Origin of the sequence: Rahnella sp. EDr1-12 (assembly GCF_049206505.1) — a bacterium.
In the GTDB taxonomy this organism is placed as follows: domain Bacteria; phylum Pseudomonadota; class Gammaproteobacteria; order Enterobacterales; family Enterobacteriaceae; genus Rahnella; species Rahnella rivi.
The window spans coordinates 1,454,823-1,478,721 of record NZ_JBLZNY010000001.1 but is presented as its reverse complement, the minus strand read 5'-3'; the positions used below and the strand labels follow the sequence as shown (position 1 = coordinate 1,478,721).

The 23,899-nt window shown below is 47.2% G+C and carries 16 protein-coding genes and 1 tRNA gene; 13 read left to right on the top strand and 4 right to left on the bottom strand.

Translation table 11 applies throughout. The features are described 5' to 3' along the window. Positions 1-19 precede the first annotated feature (19 nt). The 12 genes from ACO0U8_RS06935 (at position 20) to ACO0U8_RS06880 (ending at position 14,695) form a co-directional block, all read left to right on the top strand. Complete coding sequence (locus ACO0U8_RS06935) at positions 20-2,194, top strand: polysaccharide biosynthesis tyrosine autokinase (protein WP_421670519.1); 2,175 nt, start codon at positions 20-22, stop codon at positions 2,192-2,194. Between the two features lie 36 nt (positions 2,195-2,230). Further along, positions 2,231-3,445 carry a hypothetical protein gene (locus tag ACO0U8_RS06930; protein ID WP_421670518.1) on the top strand — a complete coding sequence of 405 codons (1,215 nt, stop codon included), beginning with the start codon at positions 2,231-2,233 and terminating at the stop codon, positions 3,443-3,445. A gap of 44 nt (positions 3,446-3,489) precedes the next feature. Further along, positions 3,490-4,230: a glycosyltransferase family 32 protein gene (locus ACO0U8_RS06925; RefSeq protein ID WP_421670517.1), complete on the top strand. Its 741-nt coding sequence runs from the start codon at positions 3,490-3,492 to the stop codon at positions 4,228-4,230. A 60-nt stretch (positions 4,231-4,290) separates the two neighbouring features. Continuing rightward, entirely contained in the window at positions 4,291-5,571 is a 1,281-nt protein-coding gene (locus tag ACO0U8_RS06920) for a flippase (protein ID WP_421670516.1), read from the top strand. 53 nt (positions 5,572-5,624) lie between these two features. Next, positions 5,625-6,683 carry a glycosyltransferase gene (locus ACO0U8_RS06915; RefSeq protein WP_421670515.1) on the top strand — a complete coding sequence of 353 codons (1,059 nt, stop codon included), beginning with the start codon at positions 5,625-5,627 and terminating at the stop codon, positions 6,681-6,683. 44 nt (positions 6,684-6,727) lie between these two features. Next, positions 6,728-7,879, top strand: a complete 1,152-nt coding sequence (locus ACO0U8_RS06910; RefSeq protein WP_421670514.1) for a family 1 glycosylhydrolase — start codon at positions 6,728-6,730, stop codon at positions 7,877-7,879. 53 nt (positions 7,880-7,932) lie between these two features. Further along, positions 7,933-8,322: a serine O-acetyltransferase gene (locus tag ACO0U8_RS06905; RefSeq protein ID WP_421670685.1), complete on the top strand. Its 390-nt coding sequence runs from the start codon at positions 7,933-7,935 to the stop codon at positions 8,320-8,322. A 62-nt stretch (positions 8,323-8,384) separates the two neighbouring features. Continuing rightward, a complete protein-coding gene (locus ACO0U8_RS06900) occupies positions 8,385-9,440 on the top strand; it encodes a glycosyltransferase family 4 protein (RefSeq protein ID WP_421670684.1) in 1,056 nt (351 codons plus the stop codon). A gap of 35 nt (positions 9,441-9,475) precedes the next feature. After that, entirely contained in the window at positions 9,476-10,897 is a 1,422-nt protein-coding gene (locus ACO0U8_RS06895) for a mannose-1-phosphate guanylyltransferase/mannose-6-phosphate isomerase (protein ID WP_122096353.1), read from the top strand. 14 nt (positions 10,898-10,911) lie between these two features. Next, the gene (gene cpsG / locus ACO0U8_RS06890; protein ID WP_122096354.1) at positions 10,912-12,291 is read left to right on the top strand and encodes a phosphomannomutase CpsG; all 1,380 of its coding nucleotides are present in this window, start codon (positions 10,912-10,914) and stop codon (positions 12,289-12,291) included. A 21-nt stretch (positions 12,292-12,312) separates the two neighbouring features. Continuing rightward, positions 12,313-13,467: a glycosyltransferase family 4 protein gene (locus ACO0U8_RS06885; protein WP_056773331.1), complete on the top strand. Its 1,155-nt coding sequence runs from the start codon at positions 12,313-12,315 to the stop codon at positions 13,465-13,467. 133 nt (positions 13,468-13,600) lie between these two features. Next, positions 13,601-14,695 carry a GDP-mannose 4,6-dehydratase gene (locus ACO0U8_RS06880; RefSeq protein ID WP_421670513.1) on the top strand — a complete coding sequence of 365 codons (1,095 nt, stop codon included), beginning with the start codon at positions 13,601-13,603 and terminating at the stop codon, positions 14,693-14,695. A gap of 101 nt (positions 14,696-14,796) precedes the next feature. Here the strand turns inward: ACO0U8_RS06880 and ACO0U8_RS06875 are convergent, their stop codons facing one another. From ACO0U8_RS06875 to ACO0U8_RS06865, 3 genes are read right to left on the bottom strand one after another with little or no spacing between them, the layout of a single operon-like run. Next, entirely contained in the window at positions 14,797-15,771 is a 975-nt protein-coding gene (locus tag ACO0U8_RS06875; RefSeq protein WP_421670512.1) for an acyltransferase, read from the bottom strand. Further along, positions 15,768-18,833: an efflux RND transporter permease subunit gene (locus tag ACO0U8_RS06870; protein ID WP_421670511.1), complete on the bottom strand. Its 3,066-nt coding sequence runs from the start codon at positions 18,831-18,833 to the stop codon at positions 15,768-15,770. The genes ACO0U8_RS06875 and ACO0U8_RS06870 overlap by 4 nt, the downstream gene beginning before the upstream one ends. Further along, positions 18,833-19,918, bottom strand: coding sequence for an efflux RND transporter periplasmic adaptor subunit (locus ACO0U8_RS06865; RefSeq protein ID WP_122096358.1), 1,086 nt, complete (start codon positions 19,916-19,918; stop codon positions 18,833-18,835). Before ACO0U8_RS06865 ends, ACO0U8_RS06870 begins: the two co-directional genes overlap by 1 nt. A gap of 281 nt (positions 19,919-20,199) precedes the next feature. Between ACO0U8_RS06865 and ACO0U8_RS06860 the strand changes: the two genes are divergently transcribed. After that, on the top strand, positions 20,200-22,911 hold the full coding sequence (locus tag ACO0U8_RS06860; RefSeq protein WP_421670510.1) for a cation-transporting P-type ATPase: 2,712 nt from the start codon (positions 20,200-20,202) through the stop codon (positions 22,909-22,911). Between the two features lie 542 nt (positions 22,912-23,453). Here ACO0U8_RS06860 and ACO0U8_RS06855 read toward each other — a convergent pair. Next, positions 23,454-23,529: transfer RNA gene (locus ACO0U8_RS06855), tRNA-Phe, on the bottom strand. Between the last annotated feature and the right edge of the window lie 370 nt (positions 23,530-23,899).

Genomic DNA, 23,899 nt, shown 5'->3' with positions numbered 1-23,899 from the left:
CCATCAGGGAAATCAACGCATGTCTCCAGTCATATCAAAAACGCCCGCTTCACCCGATTCCGATGAAATAGATTTAAGTCGTTTAATTGGCGAACTTATTGACCACCGTAAATTAATTATTGCCATCACCTCGGTGATTACTGTGCTGGCTATTATTTATGTTCTCTTTGCCACACCGATTTATCAGGCTGATGCTCTGATTCAGGTGGAGCAGAAACAAGGTAATGCGATCCTCGAAAGCCTGAGCCAGGTATTGCCGGACGCCCAGCCTCAGTCAGCGCCTGAAATCGCGTTATTGCAGTCGCGAATGATCCTGGGAAAAACGGTAGATGATCTGAACTTACAGGCCGTGGTGAAACAGAAATACTTTCCGCTGCTGGGCCGGGGATGGGCAAGATTAACCGGCGAAGTACCGGGTAAGCTGTCGATCAGTCGTTTGTATGTGCCTTCGGGCGGCGGCGATGTCCCTAAATTAGTGATTACGGTTATAGATAAAAATAATTATCGGGTCGAAGGCGATAATATCGACATCAAAGGCGTGGTCGGCAGTCTGCTTAATGAGAAAGGGATTTCATTGCTGGTCAATGATATTCAGGCTCCGGCGGGCAGCCGTTTCAACGTCTATTACCTGAGCAGATTACGGGCGATAAACGATTTGCTTGATGCCTTCAGCGTCACTGACCAGGGAAAAGACACCGGCATCCTGAACCTTTCGCTGAACGGCGATAATCAGGAACTGATCTCAGCCATCCTCAACAGCATCAGCCAGAACTATCTCGATCAAAATATCGCCCGTCAGGCTGCGCAGGACGCCAAGAGTCTCGATTTTCTTGATCAGCAATTACCACAGGTGCGCACGGATCTGAACACGTCTGAAGATGCCCTGAATACTTACCGTCGGCAGAAAGACTCCGTCGATCTTTCACTTGAGGCGAAATCCATCCTCGACCAGATAGTGAATGTCGAGAGCCAGTTGAATGAGCTGACATTCCGCGAAGCTGAGATTTCACAGCTCTACACTAAAGATCATCCTACCTACAAAGCACTGTTAGAAAAGCGCCAGACCTTACTGAAAGAACGGGATCGGTTGAACAAAAGTGTTTCCGCCATGCCCGCGACCCAACAGGAAGTGGCCAGACTTAGCCGTGACGCAGAGTCCAACCGCGCCATCTACATGCAACTGCTTAACCGTCAACAGGAACTGAGCATCGCCAAATCCAGTGCAATTGGTAATGTGCGGATCATCGACACGGCCGTGACTGAACCGAAAGCGGTAAAGCCGAAGAAAGTGCTGATTGTATTAATTGGACTGATATTGGGTGCTCTGATTTCAGTTGGATTGGTGCTTCTGCGCGTATTCCTGCGTAAAGGCATTGATTCACCTGAGCAGCTGGAAGAGAAAGGGATCAATGTTTACGCCAGTATCCCGCTTTCAGAATGGCTGACCAGAAACAATAAGTCAGACAAAAAGCGGTCATTGAAGGCAAAAAGAAAAACATCGGCCACTAATTTTCTGGCGGTCGAGAACTCCGCCGATCTGGCGATTGAAGCGATTCGAAGTCTGCGAACCAGCCTGCATTTCGCGATGATGGAAGCCAAGAACAATGTGCTGATGATTTCTGGCCCGAGCCAAAGTGCCGGTAAAACCTTTATCAGCAGCAATCTGGCGGCGGTTATTGCTCAGGCAAACAAAAAGGTTCTTTTCATCGATGCGGATATGCGAAGAGGGTATGCCCACAAATTATTCAAAGTAGATATTGATGAGGGGCTTTCAAGTATTTTATCCGGCAAGACAAGCCCTGATAAAGCCGTCAAGAGTGTTTCCTCCGTGAATATTGATTTCATATCAAGAGGGGAATTACCTCCTAACCCGGCCGAACTTCTGATGCACCCGCGCTTCGAGACACTGATGACCTGGGCATCTGAACATTATGATCTGGTTATTGTGGATACACCGCCAATTCTGGCCGTGACAGATGCAGCAATTATCGGACGTTACGTCGGTACCACCTTGTTGGTTGCGCGTTTCGAAATGAATACCGTCAAAGAAGTGGAAGTCAGTATCAGGCGTTTTGAACAAAGTGGTATACGCGTGAAAGGGTGCATCCTTAACAGCGTTATCCGAAAAGCCAGCAGTTATTATGGCTATGGTTATACAAATTATGATTATTCTTATTCAACCAAAAATGATTAAGTTGATTTGTAAACCAGAAATAACATTGGGTATGATATGAATATTGAAAGATTTGCATTTCCAACTTTCATTTTTTTCATCTTTGTTAAAGCTTTTTCTGGCCCCATTGGCATGGTCGTTCCGTTGGTTAATTACAGTGCCGTGCTTATTATGCTCGTGCTGTTAATTTACAAGTGGATAAAAAATCTGCTGGTTATGCCATCGCTGATCATTATGTCCTGTCTGTTCATCTTTTATATCATGCTGGGCACACTTAACAGTGGCCTGATTCAGACACTGTTTGGTGTGTATATATTTATACCCTTTATGTTTAGCGTGGCGTTTTCCGGTGCAATATTTGATGGATTACTGAATTATTCAAATAAGTATTTCGTTTTTTTTGCTGCCACAAGCGTAATGGGTGTTATGTATGTGAGCAGTTTTGGTGCCCCCTGGCTAGGGGGCATTATGGATATTGGTAGTTATTCTAAGGTAGTATCGCGAGACTGGACAGCGGGAGGGGCTTTACGTAATCCCGGCTTCACCGCAGCATCATTTGATGCTGCGACATTGATGTTAATCAGCTTCTTCTTTTTATTGTATAAGCTGAGAAGTAAAAAAAGATGGATAAGTTACGCGTTGATTTCCGTTATCCCTCTCTATCCAATTTATCTTACAACCACGAAGACCACCATTTTAACCTATGCAATATTAGCATTGGTGATGATCTTACCCTCATTCGCCGCCATAGCTTTCTCAAGAATATCTATCGTATTCAGCGTGTTGTTTTCATATTTTTATATGTTACCAGGACAAGGGCAGACACGTTATGACGAAACCAATACGTTTTTGCAGCGAATGTATGAAACTTGGCCCAAAGCTATGGGGTTACTAAAGGATAATTATGCTTATCTGATAGGTAAGGGTATCGGCGGAATAGGAACACCCTCATTATTATTTTCACCTCAAAGTTATAATCCGGCAGACAATGCATTAGTGTATCTGTATGTGATAAGCGGATCGGTCAGCGTTGTGTTTATTATTCTTTTTCTGTTTAAGTTTTTACTCTCCAGTTTTCATGATAAATATGCCAGAACGGCTTATTATCTGTTTGCCTTTTGCATCTTTACAGGTGGTGTGACGTACAATCTGTTTGAATCTGTATTTTATGCTCCATTTTCAGGAGTATTGGTCGGTGTCATTTTTAATAGCAGGTTCTGTGTGATGCGCAAGTTTAACTCGGTGAATTCGACCAGTGTCAAAATGCAGTAAAAATCATCATCACTGGTTTTACTTATATCCATTAAGGAGTCGATGTGATCCCCAAGGTCATACATTACTGTTGGTTTGGCAGGGCGAAAAAACCAAAATCAGTACAAAAGTATATTGATGCTTTTCATCGTCTTAAACCCGAAGGATATGAAATCATTGAATGGAATGAAGAGAGTTATCCGCTTGAAGGCAACACTTACCTTCTTAACGCGTACAAGCAAAAAAAATGGGCTCACGTGTCCGATTTTGTCAGGCTAGACGTGTTATATAATTATGGGGGAATTTACCTTGATACCGATATTGAAATTGTGGGTGGTTTCGAAGATTTGTTGAATCTTAATCTTTTCATGGGATTTATGTGGGATTGCAATTTGGGAACGGCTGTCATCGGTGTGGCCAAAGGAAACCCGATTATTCAAAACCTCAGGGAAAAGTATCTGAAAGAAGAAATATCGTTGTCTTCACCGAACAATGATTTATTTACCCGATATTTCCTAAGCTCAGTATCCGGGTTTAAACTCAATGGTAAAGAGCAGGTACTGCCAGGAAATATCAAGATATTTGAAAAGTGTGTTTTTGAACATCCTTCATTATTTAAAAGAAAAAACAAAACGATACATCACTTTTCGCAATCCTGGAAAAAAACAAACAAGTTTAAATCCAGACTTAAAGGAATGGTGGTTTCAGTTATGGGGCTATATTTATACAGAAAGTACATATGTAAAAAATCGCTCCGCATTTCACCTTTTTATGAACGCTACAAACATGACCTTAGCACTAAGTGAGTAATAGTATTCAATTAAAGAGAATGTAATGATAACTTGTTACTTATTAGATGAACGATTATGAAAAAATATTTAGCAAACTCACTTTGGGTCTTATCAGAAAAAGTGATACGACTGACCGTCGTATTCTGTCTTTTTTCATACATCTCACAGAAGCTTTCAGTTTACGACTTTGGTGTATTTTCTCTGGCTCAGACCATAGCCTCATTAATGATCGGGATTGTTGCATTTGGATTTGATAATGTACTGATAAAAGAATTTGCAATTTCTGAGAAAGTTAATGAGGTTTTCTCGACCTCTTTCATCTTTAGAATGATGCTTTCAACATTAGTTGTTTTAATTTTCCTAATCTATATTTTGATATCAGATTACAAGGATGTATATAAGGCTGTTTTTTTAATTTCTTCTTTCAGTGTTTTTTTTCAGGTTCAGACAATTTATTACTCTTACTATCAGGCGATATCACGCTCAAAAGTCATTACAAAAACAAGTGTTATAGCATTAGTTATTTCTTCGTTGATTAAACTTGTCATAATTTATCTTAATTTGGGGTTGGTTTACTATACTCTATCATTTTGCCTTGATTACTTATTTTCTTTCTTATTGATTTTTCTTGTTTCCAGAAAAGGTGGATTAATTCTTAGCTTCAAGTTTTTCAATAAAAAGACATTAACCTCTTTATTACGACAGTCATCACCTATTCTCATTTCTACTTTAATCGTAATGATTTATACACGGGTAGATCAGTTCATGATCGCCAAAATGACAGGGATGGAAGATGTTGCCAGATTCAATGTGGCGGTAAGAATCTCAGATGCTTACATGTTTATTCCTCTTGCAATATCAGCCTCATTTTTCCCGATGGTGGCAAACGACAGTTCAGCCAGTAACATAAGAAAATATTTCAACATTACACATTTTTTCACTGTGATATCAGGATTGCTGGTGATTTTGCTAACACCATTTATCGTTAATGCGTTTTTTGGTGAGCGTTATCATGATTCTATTTCTGTGATCTATATTATCGTCATAGCAAATATTATCTCTTCATTAGGTTCTGTCAGTACCAACATACTTATCATCCGTGGAATTACCTATCTGAGAATATACAGAGCGATATACGGTTTAGTGATCAATGTTGTGTTGAATTTTTTCCTGATCCCTAAGTATGGCATGCTCGGTGCAGCCTATGCCTCCCTCTTTAGCCAGATAATTGCAGCATGGGTAAGTAATGCATTCACCAAAAAAACGAGAGACTGTTTTTATTATCAATCGCTTTCTCTGATGACGTTTGGCATTCCTGCAATAAGAGATATTATTAGGGCAATGAGAAAGGTTTAATTCAGTGAGTACGACTCGTAAAGAGTTCACGTAAACAATTATTTGGAAGAAACATGAAGAATGTTCTTTTTGTTATGCCATTTCTTGGCAGGACAGGTGCTGAGCGCGTGATTTGTAATCTCATTAATAATATTGACCCAGGGCTATACCGTCCTCATGTTCTTCTTTATGCCAAGGATCCAGTACGTAATACACTTTTGAAAAGTTTACCAGATGATATTCCTGTCAGTTACCTTAATGTGAGAGGCCGCGCCCGGTATAATTTGCATAAGATTATTTTTGGTATCAGACGTTATTGCAAAGAAAATGACATTGAGACGATGCTAATCAGTGATGGCACAGCGAATGCCTTTATATCACCATTTTTGTTTATATTGGGCAGAAACGTCAAGAAAATTGCCAGAGAATCTAATCTGCCAAGTCTTTACGAAAAAAATCCTCTGGCGAAAATGCTGTATAAATTATGTTATAAAAACTATGACGTTATCATCGTTCAAAGTGATGACATGCTGGCAGATCTCACTTTAAAAATGGGGATACCTGATTCAAAGGTGGTTAAAATAAATAACCCATTAGACATTAAGGTGATAAGGGAAATGTCTTCCCTGAAACTGGAGCATTCATATCCAAAACATAAAGTTAATCTTTTGACTATAGGCAGGCTGACCTACCAAAAAGGTTTTGATATTTTAATTAATGCATTTTCAAAAATTAGTAATGACAATTTTCATCTTACTATTGTAGGTACAGGCGAAGAAAAAGAAAAATTAACTCAGCAGGTAAAATTATTAGGCTTACGTCAAAAAATAACATTTATCCCTTCAACAGAGAATCCTTACGCATTGATGAAGCACGCAGACGTTTTTATCTCCAGCTCTCGCTGGGAGGGATATCCTAATGTCGTTATTGAATCACTAGCCTGTGGTACCCCTGTCGTAGCAAATAACTATCCCGGCGGAATTAACGAGATAATCCACGAAAAAAATGGCTTTATATGTAATTTGGAAACGGAGTTATCCCTGGGGTTAGAGTATGTTACACATTTAACAGACATAGAGTTTGACAACCAAAAAATAATCAAGATATTTAAAGAGTATGAATCATTACTCTAGCTGAATTTTGACGTTTAAAGAGAGCAACAGCGGATGGAACAGATATGATGCCAGCCAAAATTTTAGCCTTAATACTGTTTGTTATCCCCGCCTTTACTAATGCAAGTATGGATATTGGTGTGGCAACCCATCTTAGCGATTACAACCAATCCTCAGATGATTACAGAGATATAATCAAAAGTTTAGGTTTTGATTCTGTGAGAGATGGCTTTTCATGGAATTCTGTTCAAAATGAAGCAGGCAAACTGAATATTTCGAAGCAACGAATAAATTCAGATAACTTTTTTGCTATGAATAGTCGCCAATCTGATGATATCTCGACCCTTTTTGTTCTGGGATATGGCAACAATCTCTACACACATGGTGGGTACCCTCAGAACCGGGAGCAAGTCGATAAGTTTGTAGACTATGTCGCCTGGGTTGCCACACGCTATAAAGGAAAAGTTAAATACTACGAAATATGGAATGAATGGTTGCTTGGAACCGGAGTAGGATCAAAAAGAAATAAACCCGATGATGAAATATTTCTTTATCTTGTTAAAAAATCCTCTGAGAAAATAAAACAAATAGACCCAAGTGCTGTTGTTCTTACCGGCTCTGTTAATCCATTACACAAGAATGAAGTTAATTGGCTAAATGGTCTGATTGATAAAGGATTAATGAATTATGTCGATGGGATTTCAATTCATCCCTATGCCTTCAATGAACCTGCTAGTGTCCGAGATCCGGAAGGGAGTTTTATTGCCCTTGATAGTTTCGAGGCTTCGTTGACAAACAGAGTGGGTAAAGCAGTGTCACTCTATATCACTGAGATGGGCTATCCCACCGGATCAGGATTTACCGGTGGTGTATCGAATATTATTTCTGCACAGAACATGGTCAAATATACGCTTTTAGCGGTTTCAAAAAACTATGTCAAAGGACTGTGGTGGTACGATTTAATGGACGATGGTCCCGACAAGAAAAATAAAGAGCATAATTTCGGATTACTATACCGTGACGGGAGTGAGAAGGAGTCAGCTCAGTTGATCAAAAAACTTCTTCCTCTTATCAGAAATAAAAACTTATTACTCACCAGTAGTGAAAATCAGCACTATGTTATTACCGCGCAAGAAGGTGGCCAGTTGGTATGGGAGCGTGGTCAGAACTATTCTGTTCAGCAATGGCTGATAAAGATAAACGGTCTTAATCATTAACTTCGAGGTGGTTATCGTTGAGGAATATACTGCGTGGACTCTATTTAATAGTGATGAAGTTTTTTAAAGTTATTTACTGTATGTACCATTTCAATGACGGCCGTATAGCACTTTATAGTGAACTTACTATAGGGCTTAAAGTTTTAAAAAATAACAGAACCACACTTCCACATCCCTTCGGCGTAGTTATCGGTAGAGGCGTCAGTATTGGTGTGGACTGCCGAATTTATCAAGGGGTCACCATTGGGTCTAAATTTGAAGATGGTGTCACCTATCCGGTTATTGGTAATAACGTAACAATATACGCTAATAGCGTCATTATTGGGGATGTGAGAATTGGTGATAATGTCATTATTGGCGCGTCGACATTGGTTATACAAGATGTTCCTGAAAATTCAATCATTGTAGGCAACCCTGCAAGAATAATAAGTAAATCTATCTGATATTGCGATGCTTATTTAATTCTCATCAAATTTAATTTAAATAACACTGGGTTAATTTTGTGATGATATATATTAATGGCCGTTTTTTGACTCAAAATATGTCGGGTGTACAGAGATTTGCCGAAGAGATCTCATTGCAGATTGAACATATCAGAGATGATGTGGTTTTTCTTGTGCCTGATATCAAAGCTATAAAGAAACAGTCTTTGCTAAAACGTATCAATGTTGAGGAAGTACCGGGTTTAAAGGGGCACTTGTGGGAGCAGATTACCCTGCCACTCTATTTGTTGAGAAGAAAAAGTCCTTTATTGATCAACTTGTGTAATACAGCACCTGTTTTTTATTCTCATCAGCTTGTCACACACCATGATATCACCTATCTGAAGTATCCAAAGAGTTTCCCTTTCTCTTTTCGTTTGTTATATCGGATTATTTCACCGCTCATAATACGCAACAGTAAGCAGGTTATCACGGTTAGCCAATTTTCTCGTTCTGAAATAGCAAGTCGCTATCGGTGCCCGGATGAAAAAATCAAAATAATTTACAACGCTGTTTCTGATATATTTAAACCCCCAAAAGAGTTAGCGTCTCATACAGATAAACAACGTTATTTGTTGGCAGTATCATCCACTAATTACCATAAAAATTTCCATGGGTTAATTGATGCTTTTTCAGATGCCAATTTAGATATTGATTTGAAAATCATCGGTGGAAGTGCTGATGTTTTCTCAAAATTAGAACTTAAACGTAATCATCCGCGCATTCACTTTGTGGGTAGGGTTAATGATGATGAGTTAGTTAAACTTTATCAGCATGCTACTGCGTTCGTGTTCCCTTCTTTTTACGAAGGATTTGGTATTCCGCCTTTGGAAGCTCAGGCATGTGGTTGCCCTGTAATATCGTCAAATACCGCCTCAATGCCGGAAGTGTTAGGTGAAAGTGTCTTGTATTTTAATCCTGAATCTAAACGCGAATTAATCAATGCATTACGCTTAATTGTCACCGATGCGGAATTAAGGGCACAGTTAGTTGAAAAAGGCTTTAAAAATACAGAGCGATTTTCCTGGGCTAAGTCGGCAGGTAAATTAAACGACATTATCCGGAAATTTAATTTTTAACTATCAACTGTCAAATTTACCAACCGAGGGTAATCATGATCCTTCCCGTCATTATGGCCGGTGGTACCGGTAGCCGTTTATGGCCAATGTCCCGCGAGCTTTATCCCAAACAATTTTTACGCCTTTATGGCGAGCAATCTATGTTGCAGGAAACAGTTACCCGTTTAAAAGGTTTAGAGACTTCTAACCCCCTGGTGATCTGTAATGAAGAGCATCGGTTTCTGGTGGCGGAACAATTACGACAAATTAATCAGCTGTCGAATAATATTATTCTTGAACCTGTCGGAAGAAATACGGCTCCGGCCATTACACTGGCGGCACTTAGCGCTATCGATGAGGATTATGATCCTTTATTACTGGTACTGGCGGCTGACCATGTTATCGAGAATATCGAAGCCTTTCATCAGGCGGTTAACAACGCCATACCTTTTGCCGAACAGGGTAAATTAGTCACCTTTGGTATTGTTCCCACCGGGCCTGAAACCGGCTATGGCTACATTCAACGCGGCACGGAATTTAACAACCCGTCTGCCCCCGTTTTTCGGGTGCAGCGTTTTGTCGAGAAACCTGATTTACAGACCGCTCTGCAATATCTGGAAACCGGAGAATATTACTGGAACAGCGGAATGTTTTTGTTCCGCGCGAAACGCTTTCTGGAAGAGATGGCAACATACCGGCCGGATATTCTCGATGCCTGTCTCAAAGCCATTGAGACAGCGCAACCTGATGAGCAGCAGGAATTTATCCGTGTGGATAAAGCGGCCTTTATCGCCTGCCCGGACGAGTCTGTCGATTATGCCGTGATGGAGAAAACCACCGAGGCTATCGTTGTGCCGCTGGATGCAGGCTGGAACGACGTAGGTTCCTGGGCGGCGCTGTGGGAGGTCAATAATAAAAATCTGAACGGCAATGCTGTGACCGGTGATGTCTTCACTCATAACGCCACAAATTGTTATATCAATACTGATGAGAAATTTATCGCTGCCATTGGTGTTGAGAATCTGGTGATTGTGAATACCAAAGATGCCGTATTGATTATTGATAAATCTCAGGTGCAGGACGTTAAAAAAGTCGTTGAGTTTTTAAAAAATCAGGAGCGCAGGGAATATCGTGTGCATCGCGAGTCATATCGCCCGTGGGGACGAAATGACAATGTGGTGAATACGGTTCGATATCACGTAAACCGTTTAACCGTAAAACCCGGCGGCAAGTCCTCTTTGCAAATGCATCACCATCGCGCTGAACATTGGGTCATTCTTTCCGGAACAGCAAAAGTCTCGCTGGATGATAAAACATATTTACTGACCGAAAACCAGTCCACGTTTATTCCTATCGGTTCGCAACATATGCTGGAAAATCCCGGAAAGATCCCTCTGGAAATATTAGAAATACAGTCCGGCGCCTATCTGGAAGACGACGATATTATTCGTATCAAAGACCATTATGGCCGTTGTTAATTTGAGGGTTAATTATGTCTGGGAAATTGACGTGTTTTAAAGCGTATGACATCAGGGGCGAACTGGGTACTGAATTAAATGAAGATATCGCTTACCGAATCGGACGGGCTTACGGGCAATATTTAAAGCCGACCAAAATGGTTGTAGGGGGCGATGTCCGTTTAACCAGCGAAGCATTAAAACTGGCTCTGGCAAGGGGATTACAAGATTCAGGTACGGACGTGGTGGATATTGGCGTCACGGGGACGGAAGAGATTTATTTCGCAACGTCATACCTCAGTCTTGATGGCGGCATTGAAGTGACCGCCAGCCATAATCCGATGAACTATAACGGCATGAAACTGGTGCGCGAAGAATCAAAACCTGTCAGCGGCGATACCGGGCTTCACGAAATACAGCGTCTTGCCGAGGTGAATCAGTTTACTGATATTGCCCCTGAAAAACGCGGCACCTATGAGCAGGCATCGGTACTTGATGCTTATGTCGATAAACTGATCGGCTATATCGATTTTTCACATTTTCGCCGCCCGCTCAAATTAGTGCTTAATTCAGGCAATGGTGCTGCCGGGCATGTGGTGGATGCGATTGAACAACGTTTTATCGCTGCGGGTGTGCCGGTAGAGTTTATTAAGGTTCATCACAACCCTGATGGCAATTTCCCCAACGGCATTCCTAACCCGTTATTGCCGGAGTGCCGTCAGGATACTACAGATGCCATTATCAAATATCAGGCTGATATGGGTATCGCCTTTGATGGGGATTTTGACCGGTGTTTTTTGTTTGACCACACAGGCGAATTTATTGAGGGTTATTATATCGTCGGCTTGCTCGCCGATGCATTTTTGGAAAAACACCCGGGTTCGCGCATTATTCATGATCCGCGCTTAAGCTGGAATACCATCGATATTGTCACTCAGGCGGGCGGTGTGCCGGTGATGTCTAAAACCGGACATGCTTTTATCAAAGAGCGTATGCGCCTTGAAAATGCCGTTTACGGCGGTGAAATGAGTGCCCATCATTATTTCAGGGATTTTTATTACTGCGACAGCGGCATGGTTCCGTGGCTGCTGGTGGCTGAATTATTGTTAGTGAAAGGCCAGTCATTAAGAACCCTGATTCATGACCGGATCAAGGCCTATCCTGCCTCCGGGGAAATCAACAGCGTTATCCTTCAGCCGAAAGAAGCCATTGGCCGGGTACTGGCCGTGTATGAAAGCGACGCACTGCACGTCGATTATACCGACGGTATCAGCCTTGAATTTGAAGAGTGGCGTTTTAATCTTCGCAGTTCAAACACTGAACCCGTGGTGCGTCTGAATGTGGAGTCACGCGGCAATATCCCCCTGATGCAAAAGCAGACACAAAGTATTCTGGCTATTTTGTGCAAAGAATAATAAAAATTCTGAGGTTTGATTATGTCAAATGATGTAAGTGTTGGAATTGTCGCCGACTGGCTGGTGACATTTGCCGGGGCAGAGAAAGTTATCGCGGAATTTATTAAAATATACCCGGAGTCTGAACTCTATTCCGTGGTGGATTTTTTATCAGATGAGTCGAGAAAATTATTTTATGGCAAAGACTCCACCACCTCTTTTATTCAGCGTCTACCCTTCGCCAAAACAAAGTATCAACACTATCTGCCCTTAATGCCCTTGGCCATTGAACAACTCGACGTGACTAAACATGACATTATTTTGTCCAGCAGCCATGCGGTGGCAAAAGGGGTATTAACCGGCCCTGACCAGTTGCACATCAGCTACGTGCATTCTCCGATACGTTACGCATGGGATTTTCAGCATCAGTATTTACGTGAGGCGGGGTTAAACAAGGGGCTGAAAGGTAAACTGGCCCGCTGGTTTTTACACAAGATAAGGATCTGGGATTACCGCACGGCGAACGGCGTTGATCACTTTCTGGCGAACTCACAGTTCATTGCCCGCCGGATAAAAAAAGTCTACGGGCGTGATGCGGATGTTATTTATCCGCCGGTTGATGTGACGCGTTTTCTGTTGCAGGAAGAGAAAGAGGACTTTTATTTTACCGCGTCCCGCATGGTGCCTTATAAGCGTATTGATCTGATTGTTGAGGCGTTTAGCCAGATGCCGGATAAAAAGCTGGTGGTGATCGGTGATGGCCCGGAAATGGCAAAAATTAAGGCTAAGGCCGAAAAGAATGTCGAGATTTTAGGGTATCAGCCCGATGCCGTTATGCAGGATCATATGCGGCGCGCCAAGGCATTTGTCTTTGCTGCGGAAGAAGATTTTGGCATTACGCCGGTGGAAGCGCAGGCCTGTGGCACACCGGTCATTGCCTTTGGCAAAGGCGGCGTACTCGAAACCATCAGACCTTACGGCGAAACGAAGGCGACCGGGCTGTTTTATGCCGAACAGAGTGTGACATCGGTGATACAGGCCGTGCGGCAGTTCGAGATGATTGGAAATTCTATTCTTGCGCAAGACTGCCGGGACAATGCAATGCGATTTTCTGCAGAACGTTTTCACCGCGAGCTGGAGGAATATATAAAAGGGAAATGGAATGAATTTAGCGAGAGCAAAAAAATAATCTATTAGGTTTTTTATTACGTTCACCTTGTCTTATTTCACCTCTTACGTCTGGTTTGTATTTGTTATTTTTAAGACCTTACAATTCTAATCGTGCATCCAAAAAGATGTGTTCTTTTTAATTGTAATCCAAGGATCCTGTATGTCTAAAGTTGCACTTATTACCAGTATAGCTGGACAAGATGGTTCTTATTTGGCTGAGCTTTTATTAAAAAAAGGCTATACAGTCCATGGTATTAATCGACATATTCCTGTGGTGGCGGGAGAGCAAAATGAATTTCCCGCTGAAGGGCTGATGTTTCAGTCCCCGGATTTTCATCTTCACGATGAAAATTTTTCTGATGATGCCAGTCTGAATGATTTGTTAGCTACCCTGCGGCCAGATGAAATTTATAATCTGGGCAGTCTGCGCCAGACCACCGCGGAATGTCTGCGCGCCTGTTATCCTCCCATGAGGGCGAATATCAGTGCGCTGCGCATGCTGGAAGGGATCCGTTCTCAGGGACTGGCGAATAAAACCCGTTATTATCACGCCTCGCCCTCCGAACTGTGCGGCCTGGTTAACGCCATGACCATCAATGAAATGGTGACCTCCGGGCTTTGTGCGCCACAAACCATTGCGCTGATCTCTGATTTCTGGACCGTGGTGAATTACCGGGAAACGTTCGGCATGTATGCCTGCAACGGCATTCTTTTTAATCATGAATCCCCGCGCCGCAGCGAACATTTTGTCACCCGTAAAATTTCCATCGGGCTGGCGAACATTACGCAGGGGCTGGAGCAGTGTTTGTATCTCGGTAATCTCAATGCGTTGCGTGACTGGGGCCATGCCAGAGATTACGTCAAAATGCAGTGGTCGATGTTGCAGCAGGACAGCCCGGAGGACTTTGTGATCGCCACCGGCGTCCAGTATACGGTGCGTCAGTTCGTCACCTTCGCGGCGCTGGAGCTGGGTATTAAACTGCGTTTCGTCGGGAAAGGCACCGAGGAGAAAGGGGTGATTGCGGCCATTATCAGCCCGATTGCCGCGGCGTTAAAAGTCGGGGATGTGGTCGTGGCCGTTGACCCCCGTTATATCCGCCCGGCGGAAAAGTGCAAAGCTTCCGCCAACCCGGTGAAGGCGCGCCACAAGCTGGGCTGGGGGCCGGAAACCTCATTGCAGGATCTGGTGATTGAGATGGTACAGGCCGATCTGGCCTCTGCCAAAGCCATGGCCCGGCTTAAACTCTATGGATGAAGCACGCTGACTGCTCAACGAACCTTTTCAAAAGCCGAAGAATGCACCTACATTCTTCGGCTTTTTTTATGCCCGTTCAGCCGGTTTCACGGCGGATATTCTCAGAAGGTAATCAGCTTTTTCGTCAGGTTATTTTTCAGCAGCAAGGTGGAAGACACCACCGAGAGCAGGAACGTCAGCAGGATGACGAAGAGTTTCGCGGTCAGTGAGTGAATCGGGATCCACTGGATCAGGATGTTGAAAAAGGTGTAGTGGAGGATATACACGCCGGTCATGGTTTTGCCGAGCGCGCCGACCATTTCGCCGACCGGCCTTTTCACTGCGTCTGCTTTCACGCCGTTGGCCGCAATGATGATCAGCACCACCAGCAGATACACCTGCGAACCGGTCAGGATGAAGCTGTTGCGCTCGAGCCTGAACAGCGAGAAGAAAAAGTGCTTCTCATACAGCCAGGTGAAGATATACACGAAAGGAATGGCGATTGCGGCGAAGGTCGCCACGCGCGGGCGGCCATAAAGCCTGGAAACCGCCGGGTCGAAGAGCAGCTGGCCGGTCAGGTAATAAAGGATCCACGTCCAGATGCGAAACTGCGCGGGCACGGATAACGCCTGATGCGCCGGATAATAGAGCGCCAGCAGATCGTAAGCGAAAGAGAAAATCAGTAAGACGGCAATCACGCACGCCAGCACGCGCGTGCGCTGAGCCAGCCAGTCCACCAGCGTGTGGAAGGTGTAAATGATCACCAGCGAAAAGATAAACCATGGCTGGATCAGATACCCCTTCTGATACGGCTCCCACAGGTAATAGAGGGAGAACCAGAAAATAAACAGGGTTAATATCCCGCGGATCTTTCTCATCTGCCATTCAGAGGTGGTGTCCTCAGAGCAGGAACCGGCGTCCATGTAGCCGTTGACCACAAAAAATAACGGTGTGGCGATGGTGGAGATAAACGTCAGAAAGGCCAATACGGTGTCGTAGTTATAGTTGTAATCGTCGTAAGTGTTGTACAAGGTGAAAAAGGTGACGGCGGTCAGGCAGCCGAGGGTTTTAATAATGTTGAGTCCCGTGGTGTTCATTGTTGGCTGCGTTGTCCTTCACGATGAAAACAGTTGTAAATCACAGGCAGAACCAGAAGTGTCAGCACTGTAGCGAATCCCAGCCCGAACATGATAACAACTGCCATGCTTTGGAAAAATACATCAAGTAACAACGGTGCCAGCCCCAGCACGGTGGTAAAGGCGGTCAGCAGAATAGGGCGCAGGCGCGAGGTGGCTGCGTAAACAATGGCTTCGGCCTGACTCTTCACTTTTTTCTGCTGGTTGATCTCCTCGACCAGCACGATCCCATTGCGGATCAACATGCCGCTCAGACTGAGCAAACCAATCAGCGCCATAAATCCAAACGGAATGCCGGTCAGCAGGAAACCAAAGGTGACGCCGATCAGCGCCAGCGGAACCGTAAGCCAGATGGCGATGGCGTTTTTCAGCGAGCTGAACATCAGTACGGTAATGATAAACATCATCAGGAAGCCGATCGGCAGCGTGGTGAATAACCCCTGTTGCGCCTCGGCGGAGTTCTCCGCATCACCTCCCCACTCAATGCTGTAGCCGTGCGGCAGTTTCAGGGCCTCGACGCTGGGTTTGATGCGCGCCAGCATGTCGCCGGAGGTTTCCCCGGTGGCCGCATCCGGGTCTGTCTGTACCGTCAGCATGCGCATACGGTCGCGGCGCATGATCAGCGGATCTTCCCACTCCACGCGGAACTCACTCACCACATTGCTCAGCGGAATAAACTGCTGACGCGTCTGGCTCCACACCATGATATTGGCCATGTGATCCACATCCAGCCGTTCATCCGCCGGCGGGCGTAACACCACGGGCATCAGCGTGGAACCGTCGCGGTAAATCCCCGCCGTGCTGCCGCTGAAATTCAACTGCAACGCACTGTCGACTTCCGCTCTGTCAACGCCCAGTTCGCGGCCAAGGTACGGCGAGAACGTCGGGCGGACCATTTTGCTGCGGTCCTGCCAGTCGTTACGCACGCCGTCGGCTGCGCCGTCATCCAGGATTATCTGATCCACCTGGCTGGCGATATTGCGCAAGGTGTCGGGATCTGAACCTTTGATCCGCACTTCTATCGCGCTGTCGCCGGAAGGGCCAAACATGATGCGTTTCAGGCGGGCATTCACTTCAGGGAAATTCTGGTGGATCTCCTGCTCGGTGCGCTGGACAAGCCCGGCGATTTTGCGCTGATCGTCCATCCGTACCATGATTTGCGCGTAATTAGAGTACTGGCGCTGGCCGTTGTAGGTCAGAATAAACCGCATTCCTCCCTGGCCGACGGTGGTCACGGTGTTTTCTACGCCTTCCTGCCCGTTGATGTTTTTTTCGATCTCACCGGCGATTTTTGCGGTGTAGTTGATATCGGTACCGTAAGGCAGCCAGAGGTCGACGAAGAAAATCGGCGTGTTCGAGGAAGGGAAAAAGTTCTGCCTGACGAAGCTAAAGCCCCAGACTGAAGCCACCAGCAGCGCTGCCAGCACCACCAGCGTCACGGTCTGGCGGATCAGCAACGCATTAAGCAGGCGGCGGTAAACGCGAAATATCCAGCCGCCGTAAGGGTCTGCCTGTTCATCGGGTTTTTTCTGCGCCACCGGCATGTTGGCAAACGCCCATTTCACCAGCACCGGCGTGAGGGTCAGGGCTGTCACCCAGCTGAGCATCAGCGAAATGAGAAGCACCTGGAACAGCGATTTACAGTATTCGCCGGTGGAATCCTGCGAAAGCCCGATGGGCGCGAAGGCCAGAATGGCGATCACTGTCGCCCCGAGCAACGGCAGGGCGGAGCGCTTAATGATGTGTGAGATGGCGTTCAGTAGCGGATTGCCCTGCTGACGGGAAATCAGCACGCCTTCCACCACCACAATCGCATTATCCACCAGCATACTCAGCGCAATGATCAGCGCGCCGAGGGAAATACGCTGAAGCTCGATACCAAACAAATACATGATAAGTAAGGTGCCGAGCACATTGAGCGCCAGTGACACCGCAATAATTATCCCGCTGCGCAGCCCCATAAAAATCAGCAGCGTACCGACCACAATCGCCAGTGCCATCAGGAAGTTAATGATAAATCCGTCAACGGATTTTTTGACTTCGGCAGCCTGATCGTAGAAGACTTTCAGCTGGATCCCGGCGGGTTTTTCGGCCTGCAAAGCCTTCATTTTGGCTTCGATGGCGTGACCGATGTTCATGACATTGACGCCGGGAATGTAAGAGACGCCGAGGGTCAGCGCGTTACGGCCATTAGCATGATAAATATTGCCCGGATGATCGCTGACACCCTGAGAAATGACGGCGATGTCGCGCAGATAAATGCTGTGCGTCGACCCCGCCGGGCTGATGAGGACATTATTCAGCTCATCAATGTTTTGAAATCCGCCGGTGGGATGCAGGCGGATCGACTCACTGCCGACGGTCATACTGCCGGCATCCGACACCCTGTTCTGCTGGTTAAGCACGGTTGAAAGGCGTGCCAGCGTGACGCCGTACGCCGCCATTTTTGCGCGGGAAATCTCAATCGTGACCTGTTCAGGAAGGATGCCACCGATGGCGACCTTGCCGACGCCCGGCACCAGCACCAGTTCCCTGCGCAGCTGTTCGGCGTATTTGCGCAGCTCAGGATTGGTAAAACTGTCGCCGTAAATCGAGAAAAAATAGCCGTACACATCGCCAAAATCATCATTCACAAAGGGCGCACTGACGCCCGGCGGAAATTGCAGCGTGGCGTCATTCACCCGGCGGCGCAGTTCATCCCAAATCTGCGGAAGTTCGGAGGAGTGATAGCGGGAGTCAATGTTGACGGTGATTTGCGATAAACCGACGGCGGAAATTGACGTGATGTTATCGACGTAAGGCAGGCGTTGCAGGGCGTTCTCCAGCGGCAAGGTCACTTCTTCTTCCACCTGCTGCGACGAGGCGCCAGGATACTGCACCGAGACGACGGCGGTTTTGATGGTAAACGCCGGATCTTCCAGCCGACCGATGTTGAACAATGCAATCAACCCGCCCACGCCGAGCAGCAGGATCACCAGCCATACGCGCGTCGGATTATTGATAAAGCTGTCGTTGATGCCCATTACAGACCCCGTTCCCGCGTCCAGATGCGTACCGGTTGCTGCGCGTGTAATTCACCCACGCCCGCGGCTACCACCCTGTCTCCTTTCTCAAGCCCGGCGGTGATTTCAATCCCCCGCGACGTCATCTCACCCACCGTCACTTTTCGGTCTTCGACGTGCAGTTTGTCGCCTTCTCCGGCAATCAGCCAGACGTGTGCCTGATTACGCTGCTGGCTGTCCGGGTTAAAGACCGCCTCCACCGGGACAACCAGCGTGTTGTCAGGCGTTGCGGTGGCGAGGTTTGCCGGATTGACGGTCACCGTGCCGCTCAGCCCGGCCACTGCCGGGAAGTTTTCCGGGCGCGGCATGGTCAGCGTGACCTGCCACGTTAAAGTATTGGCCTCGCTGCTGGCGGTGTGTTCTTTATAACTGGCGGTGAAATCGCGGCCGGGAAGGGTGTTGATACGCACTAACGGGCGATACTGCGCGTTACGGATATCCAGACTGGTGAACAGGTTTTCCGGCACGCTGAAAATGACATCCAGCACATCGGCGCGGCTGAGCGTGGCGACCGGTTGCCCGGCGGCAATCACCTGATGATTACGCACGTTCAGCCGGGCGATAACGCCGCTGAACGGGGCGACCAGATTCAAATCATTCAGTTCTTCCTGGGCAATTTTCAACGCGGCGAGGGCAGAATCCCGGCTGGCTTTGTGAACTTCCAGTTCGGCCTGTGACACCACGTGCCGGCGGGCCAGCGTCTGGTAACGTTCGAACTGGCGCTGTGCCAGCGTGGACGCACTCCGGCGATCGTTCAGCCGCTGACGGGCATCATTATTGGAAAGGCGGGCGAGAATTTGCCCCTGTTTTACCGCCTGGCCTTCGCGTACGTCTAAGGCATCAAGCTGGCCGGGGCGTTTGAAGGCGATGTCGGTGTTATCACCGGCCAGGATCCGTGCCGGAAAGACCCGCGTACTGGCCAGACTTACGGCGTCTGCCGTTGCCACTTTAACCTGGCGCGGTAAGACCGGCGCATCCGGAGTTTTCTGATCGCAGGCGCTTATCAGTAAAGCGATGACCAGCGTGAGAGAAAAACGAGTTTTCAAAATACTTCCCCTCATTGAACAACGCGCGAAATAATAAATACAAACAATATATGCAGGGATTTACATGTAATCTTACTGACTTATTTCATCATGTCTGCATTCCCTTATGACGGGTGTGAGCTGTTGTTTTTATTTGTTTATTCGTTTTTCCGGGCAGGTAATTAACACTATTTAACACGGTATATTATAGTTTATACAGCTTTACGTATCTTGCCAGAAACCTGCACGATAATTCGTTTGTTATTCTCTTATTCGTGAACCATTTCAGGGGTCAAAGGATTATGGATAATACAACGCCACAGGCTGCACAACCGTCGTCATCGGATAAACTTTGGTATCAGCTGAGCGTAGAAGAAAGCCTCGCTGGCCTGCAATCCGGGCTCTCAGGGCTGACTGCCGAGGAAGCACAAAATAAACTCAGGCAATATGGCCCGAATGTGTTGCCTCAAAAAGAAGGTAAGTCTTTATTTATAAAGTTTATCTCTCACTTCAAAGATATCCTTATTTATATATTACTGGCCGCCGCCGTGGTGACCGGGATCATGGGGCACTGGGTAGACACGCTGGTGATATTAGGCGTGGCAGTCATTAATGCCCTGATCGGTTTTATTCAGGAAAATAATGCTGAGAAATCATTGAAGAGCATTCAGAATATGCTTTCCAGTGAAGCGCTGGTATTACGCAGCGGACAACAAGTTACCGTGGGGACCGATGAAATTGTGCCGGGAGATATTGTTCTGCTGCGTCCCGGTGACAAAATCCCTGCCGATTTGCGCTTGATCGACGTCCATAACCTGCGTGTTGAAGAAGCCATTCTCACCGGTGAATCGACCGTTGTCTCGAAAAAAACCGATTCGCTGGAGGGGGAGAAATCCATCGGCGATCGCAAGAACCTCGCCTTCTCGGGCACTACGGTCAGCTCCGGTACCGCCAGCGGGGTGGTTTTTGCCACCGGCGGCCACACCGAACTCGGCCATATCAATGAGATGCTTTCCTCGATAGAAGACAACAAAACGCCGCTGCTGGTGCAGATCGACAAACTGGGGAAATCCATTTTCGTCATCATTTTGTTCATGATGGCGGCGTTGCTGATTTTCGGTTATTTGCTGCGCGATATTCCGTTCGGTGAACTGCTGCTTTCTGTCATCAGCCTGGCGGTGGCCGCGGTGCCGGAAGGGTTACCGGCCATCATCTCGATCATTCTTTCTCTGGGTGTGCAGGCGATGGCGCGTTCCAAAGCCATCATCCGCAAACTGCCGACGGTGGAAACGCTGGGCGCGATGTCTGTGATTTGTTCAGATAAAACCGGCACGCTGACCATGAACGAGATGACCGTCAAAGCGGTGATTCTGGCGGACAACGTCTGGACGGTGGAAGGCAGCAGTTATGAACCGATGGGGAGTTTCACCCTTGCCGGGCAGGCGACTCCGCAGCCTGCGGACTCTTCGCCGCTGCTGACCCAGTTTCTGCGCACGGTGGATATGTGTAATGACAGCACGCTGTCGCAGGATGCGCAGGGGCACTGGAAAATTACCGGCGGCCCGACCGAAGGCGCGCTGAAAGTGCTGGCCGCCAAGGCGCATCTGCCGGAGGTGGCGCATCAGATCAGCAGTAAAATCCCGTTTGATTCACTCTATAAATACATGGCGATTGCCTGCGAGCGAAACGGCCAGTCACAAGTGATGCTGACCGGCGCGCCGGATGTGCTGCTCAAACTCTGCCAGTTCCAGCAAACACCGGAAGGCGCACAACCGCTGGATCGCGCTTACTGGGAATCGGCGATCACGCAATATGCCAGTGAAGGGCTGCGCATGGTGGCGGCGGCCTGGAAGCCGGTCGATCAACCGGTCACCGCGCTCGATCACCCGGAGCTGAATCAGGGCATGGTGCTGATCGGCATTGCGGGCATGATGGATCCGCCACGGCCTGAGGCGATTGTCGCGATTGCTGAATGTCAGCAGGCCGGGATCCGCGTCAAGATGATCACTGGTGATCATCAGGAAACCGCCATGGCTATCGGCAAAATGCTGGGGATTGGCAACAGCGGCAACTCCATCACCGGCTATGAGCTGGAGCATATGGATGACACGCAGCTCAGAACGGCCGCCGTGCAGTTTGATATCTTTGCGCGCACCAGCCCTGAACATAAACTCCGGCTGGTGAAAGCCTTGCAGGAAACCGGTGAAATCGTCGGGATGACCGGCGACGGCGTAAACGACGCCCCCGCGCTGAAGCAGGCTAACGTCGGTATTGCGATGGGGATAAAAGGGACGGAGGTCACCAAAGAATCTGCCGATATGATCCTGGTTGACGACAACTTTGCCACTATCGCCAACGCGGTCAGGGAAGGGCGTCGGGTTTACGACAACCTGAAGAAAACCATTCTGTTCATCATGCCGACCAACCTTGCGCAAGGGTTGCTGATCATCATCGCGATCCTGATGGGCAATCTTTTGCCGCTGACGCCGGTACAAATCCTGTGGATGAACATGGCGACGTCGGCCACGCTCTCCTTCGGGCTGGCGTTTGAGAAAGCGGAAAGCCGCGTTATGCGTCGCCCGCCGCGTAACGTCAACGCGCATGTTATGGATAAATACGCCATCTGGCGCGTGGCCTTCGTCGGTTTACTGATTTCCATCAGCGCCTTTATCCTTGAGGCGTGGCTGCAACCCCGTGGCTATGAACCGGAATTCATCCGCACCGTGTTGTTGCAAACGCTGGTGACCTCGCAATGGGTTTACATGATCAACTGCCGCGATTCGGATAATTTCTCCCTCAGCCGTGGTCTGCTGCAAAACAAAGGGATCTGGATTGTCACTGTCGTGCTGTTCGCCCTGCAGGCGATCATCATCTACGTCCCGCTGATGAACACACTGTTCGGCACACGTCCGCTGCCGTTCATCTACTGGATCATCGGATTGCTGATCGGCGTCGCGCTGTTTGTGATTGTCGAGATAGAAAAGGTCCTGACACGGGGATGGCGGAAGGCGTGAGTTGTTGACTCCATCAGAAAGCAAAAAACCCGCCATAGGCGGGTTTCTTTAAATAGGGTGCCCGGACTCGGACAAAGGCGCGCAGCGTCTTTGAGCAGCGCTTGCGCTGACCCCGCAGGGGTGAGTCTCAGCATGAGACGAATAATCGAACGCAGTTCGATGGAGAGTCCGCATCTCAGAAAGCAAAAAACCCGCCACAGGCGGGTTTTCTTTAAACAGGGTGCCCGGACTTGGACAAAGGCGCGCAGCGTCTTTGAGCAGCGCTTGCGCTGACCCCGCAGGGGTGAGTCTCAGTATGAGACGAATAATCGAACGGAGTTCGATGGAGAGTCCGCATCTCAGAAAGCAAAAAACCCGCCATAGGCGGGTTTCTTTAAATAGGGTGCCCGGACTCGGACAAAGGCGCGCAGCGTCTTTGAGCAGCGCTTGCGCTGACCCCGCAGGGGTGAGTCTCAGTATGAGACGAATAATCGAACGGAGTTCGATGGAGAGTCCGTATCTCAGAAAGCAAAAAACCCGCCATAGGCGGGTTTCTTTAAATATGGTGCCCGGACTCGGAATCGAACCAAGGACACAGGGATTTTCAATCCCTTGCTCTACCGACTGAGCTATCCGGGCAACGGGGCGCATTAAACCGTATTGGGCATGTGTCGTCAACGGGTTTTTGTGACAACCGCCGGGTTCGTCACCCGACTGATGTTTTTTACGACGATTTGCCGGTTTTCCCTTCATCTCTTTCAGGCACGCGTGAATACCCTGCAAAAACATCAGAATTGACCGCGGCGGGATGTCGCATTCTGTAAGAATTTCACCCAATGTTCAGGGTTGAACAGGGATAAGAAAGATGACATTATTGCGCCGATTTATTAAACAACTCTGATCCCGTTTTCACGCGACAGCTCAAGAGGGTTGCGGCATGGCTGGCTTATCACATCGCGCGGCAGTGGCTTTATGTTCGTGCAGAAAAAATCTGATGATGATCTCCGGG

Bases quoted from the DNA above. Each gene is read 5' to 3' on its own strand.
- ACO0U8_RS06935 (WP_421670519.1), top strand. From the start codon at position 20: ATGTCTCCAGTCATATCAAAAACGCCCGCTTCACCCGATTCCGATGAA.
- ACO0U8_RS06930 (WP_421670518.1), top strand. From the start codon at position 2,231: ATGAATATTGAAAGATTTGCATTTCCAACTTTCATTTTTTTCATCTTT.
- ACO0U8_RS06920 (WP_421670516.1), top strand. From the start codon at position 4,291: ATGAAAAAATATTTAGCAAACTCACTTTGGGTCTTATCAGAAAAAGTG.
- ACO0U8_RS06915 (WP_421670515.1), top strand. From the start codon at position 5,625: ATGAAGAATGTTCTTTTTGTTATGCCATTTCTTGGCAGGACAGGTGCT.
- ACO0U8_RS06910 (WP_421670514.1), top strand. From the start codon at position 6,728: ATGATGCCAGCCAAAATTTTAGCCTTAATACTGTTTGTTATCCCCGCC.
- ACO0U8_RS06905 (WP_421670685.1), top strand. From the start codon at position 7,933: ATGAAGTTTTTTAAAGTTATTTACTGTATGTACCATTTCAATGACGGC.
- ACO0U8_RS06900 (WP_421670684.1), top strand. From the start codon at position 8,385: ATGATATATATTAATGGCCGTTTTTTGACTCAAAATATGTCGGGTGTA.
- ACO0U8_RS06895 (WP_122096353.1), top strand. From the start codon at position 9,476: ATGATCCTTCCCGTCATTATGGCCGGTGGTACCGGTAGCCGTTTATGG.
- cpsG (WP_122096354.1), top strand. From the start codon at position 10,912: ATGTCTGGGAAATTGACGTGTTTTAAAGCGTATGACATCAGGGGCGAA.
- ACO0U8_RS06885 (WP_056773331.1), top strand. From the start codon at position 12,313: ATGTCAAATGATGTAAGTGTTGGAATTGTCGCCGACTGGCTGGTGACA.
- ACO0U8_RS06880 (WP_421670513.1), top strand. From the start codon at position 13,601: ATGTCTAAAGTTGCACTTATTACCAGTATAGCTGGACAAGATGGTTCT.
- ACO0U8_RS06875 (WP_421670512.1), bottom strand. From the start codon at position 15,771: ATGAACACCACGGGACTCAACATTATTAAAACCCTCGGCTGCCTGACC.
- ACO0U8_RS06870 (WP_421670511.1), bottom strand. From the start codon at position 18,833: ATGGGCATCAACGACAGCTTTATCAATAATCCGACGCGCGTATGGCTG.
- ACO0U8_RS06860 (WP_421670510.1), top strand. From the start codon at position 20,200: ATGGATAATACAACGCCACAGGCTGCACAACCGTCGTCATCGGATAAA.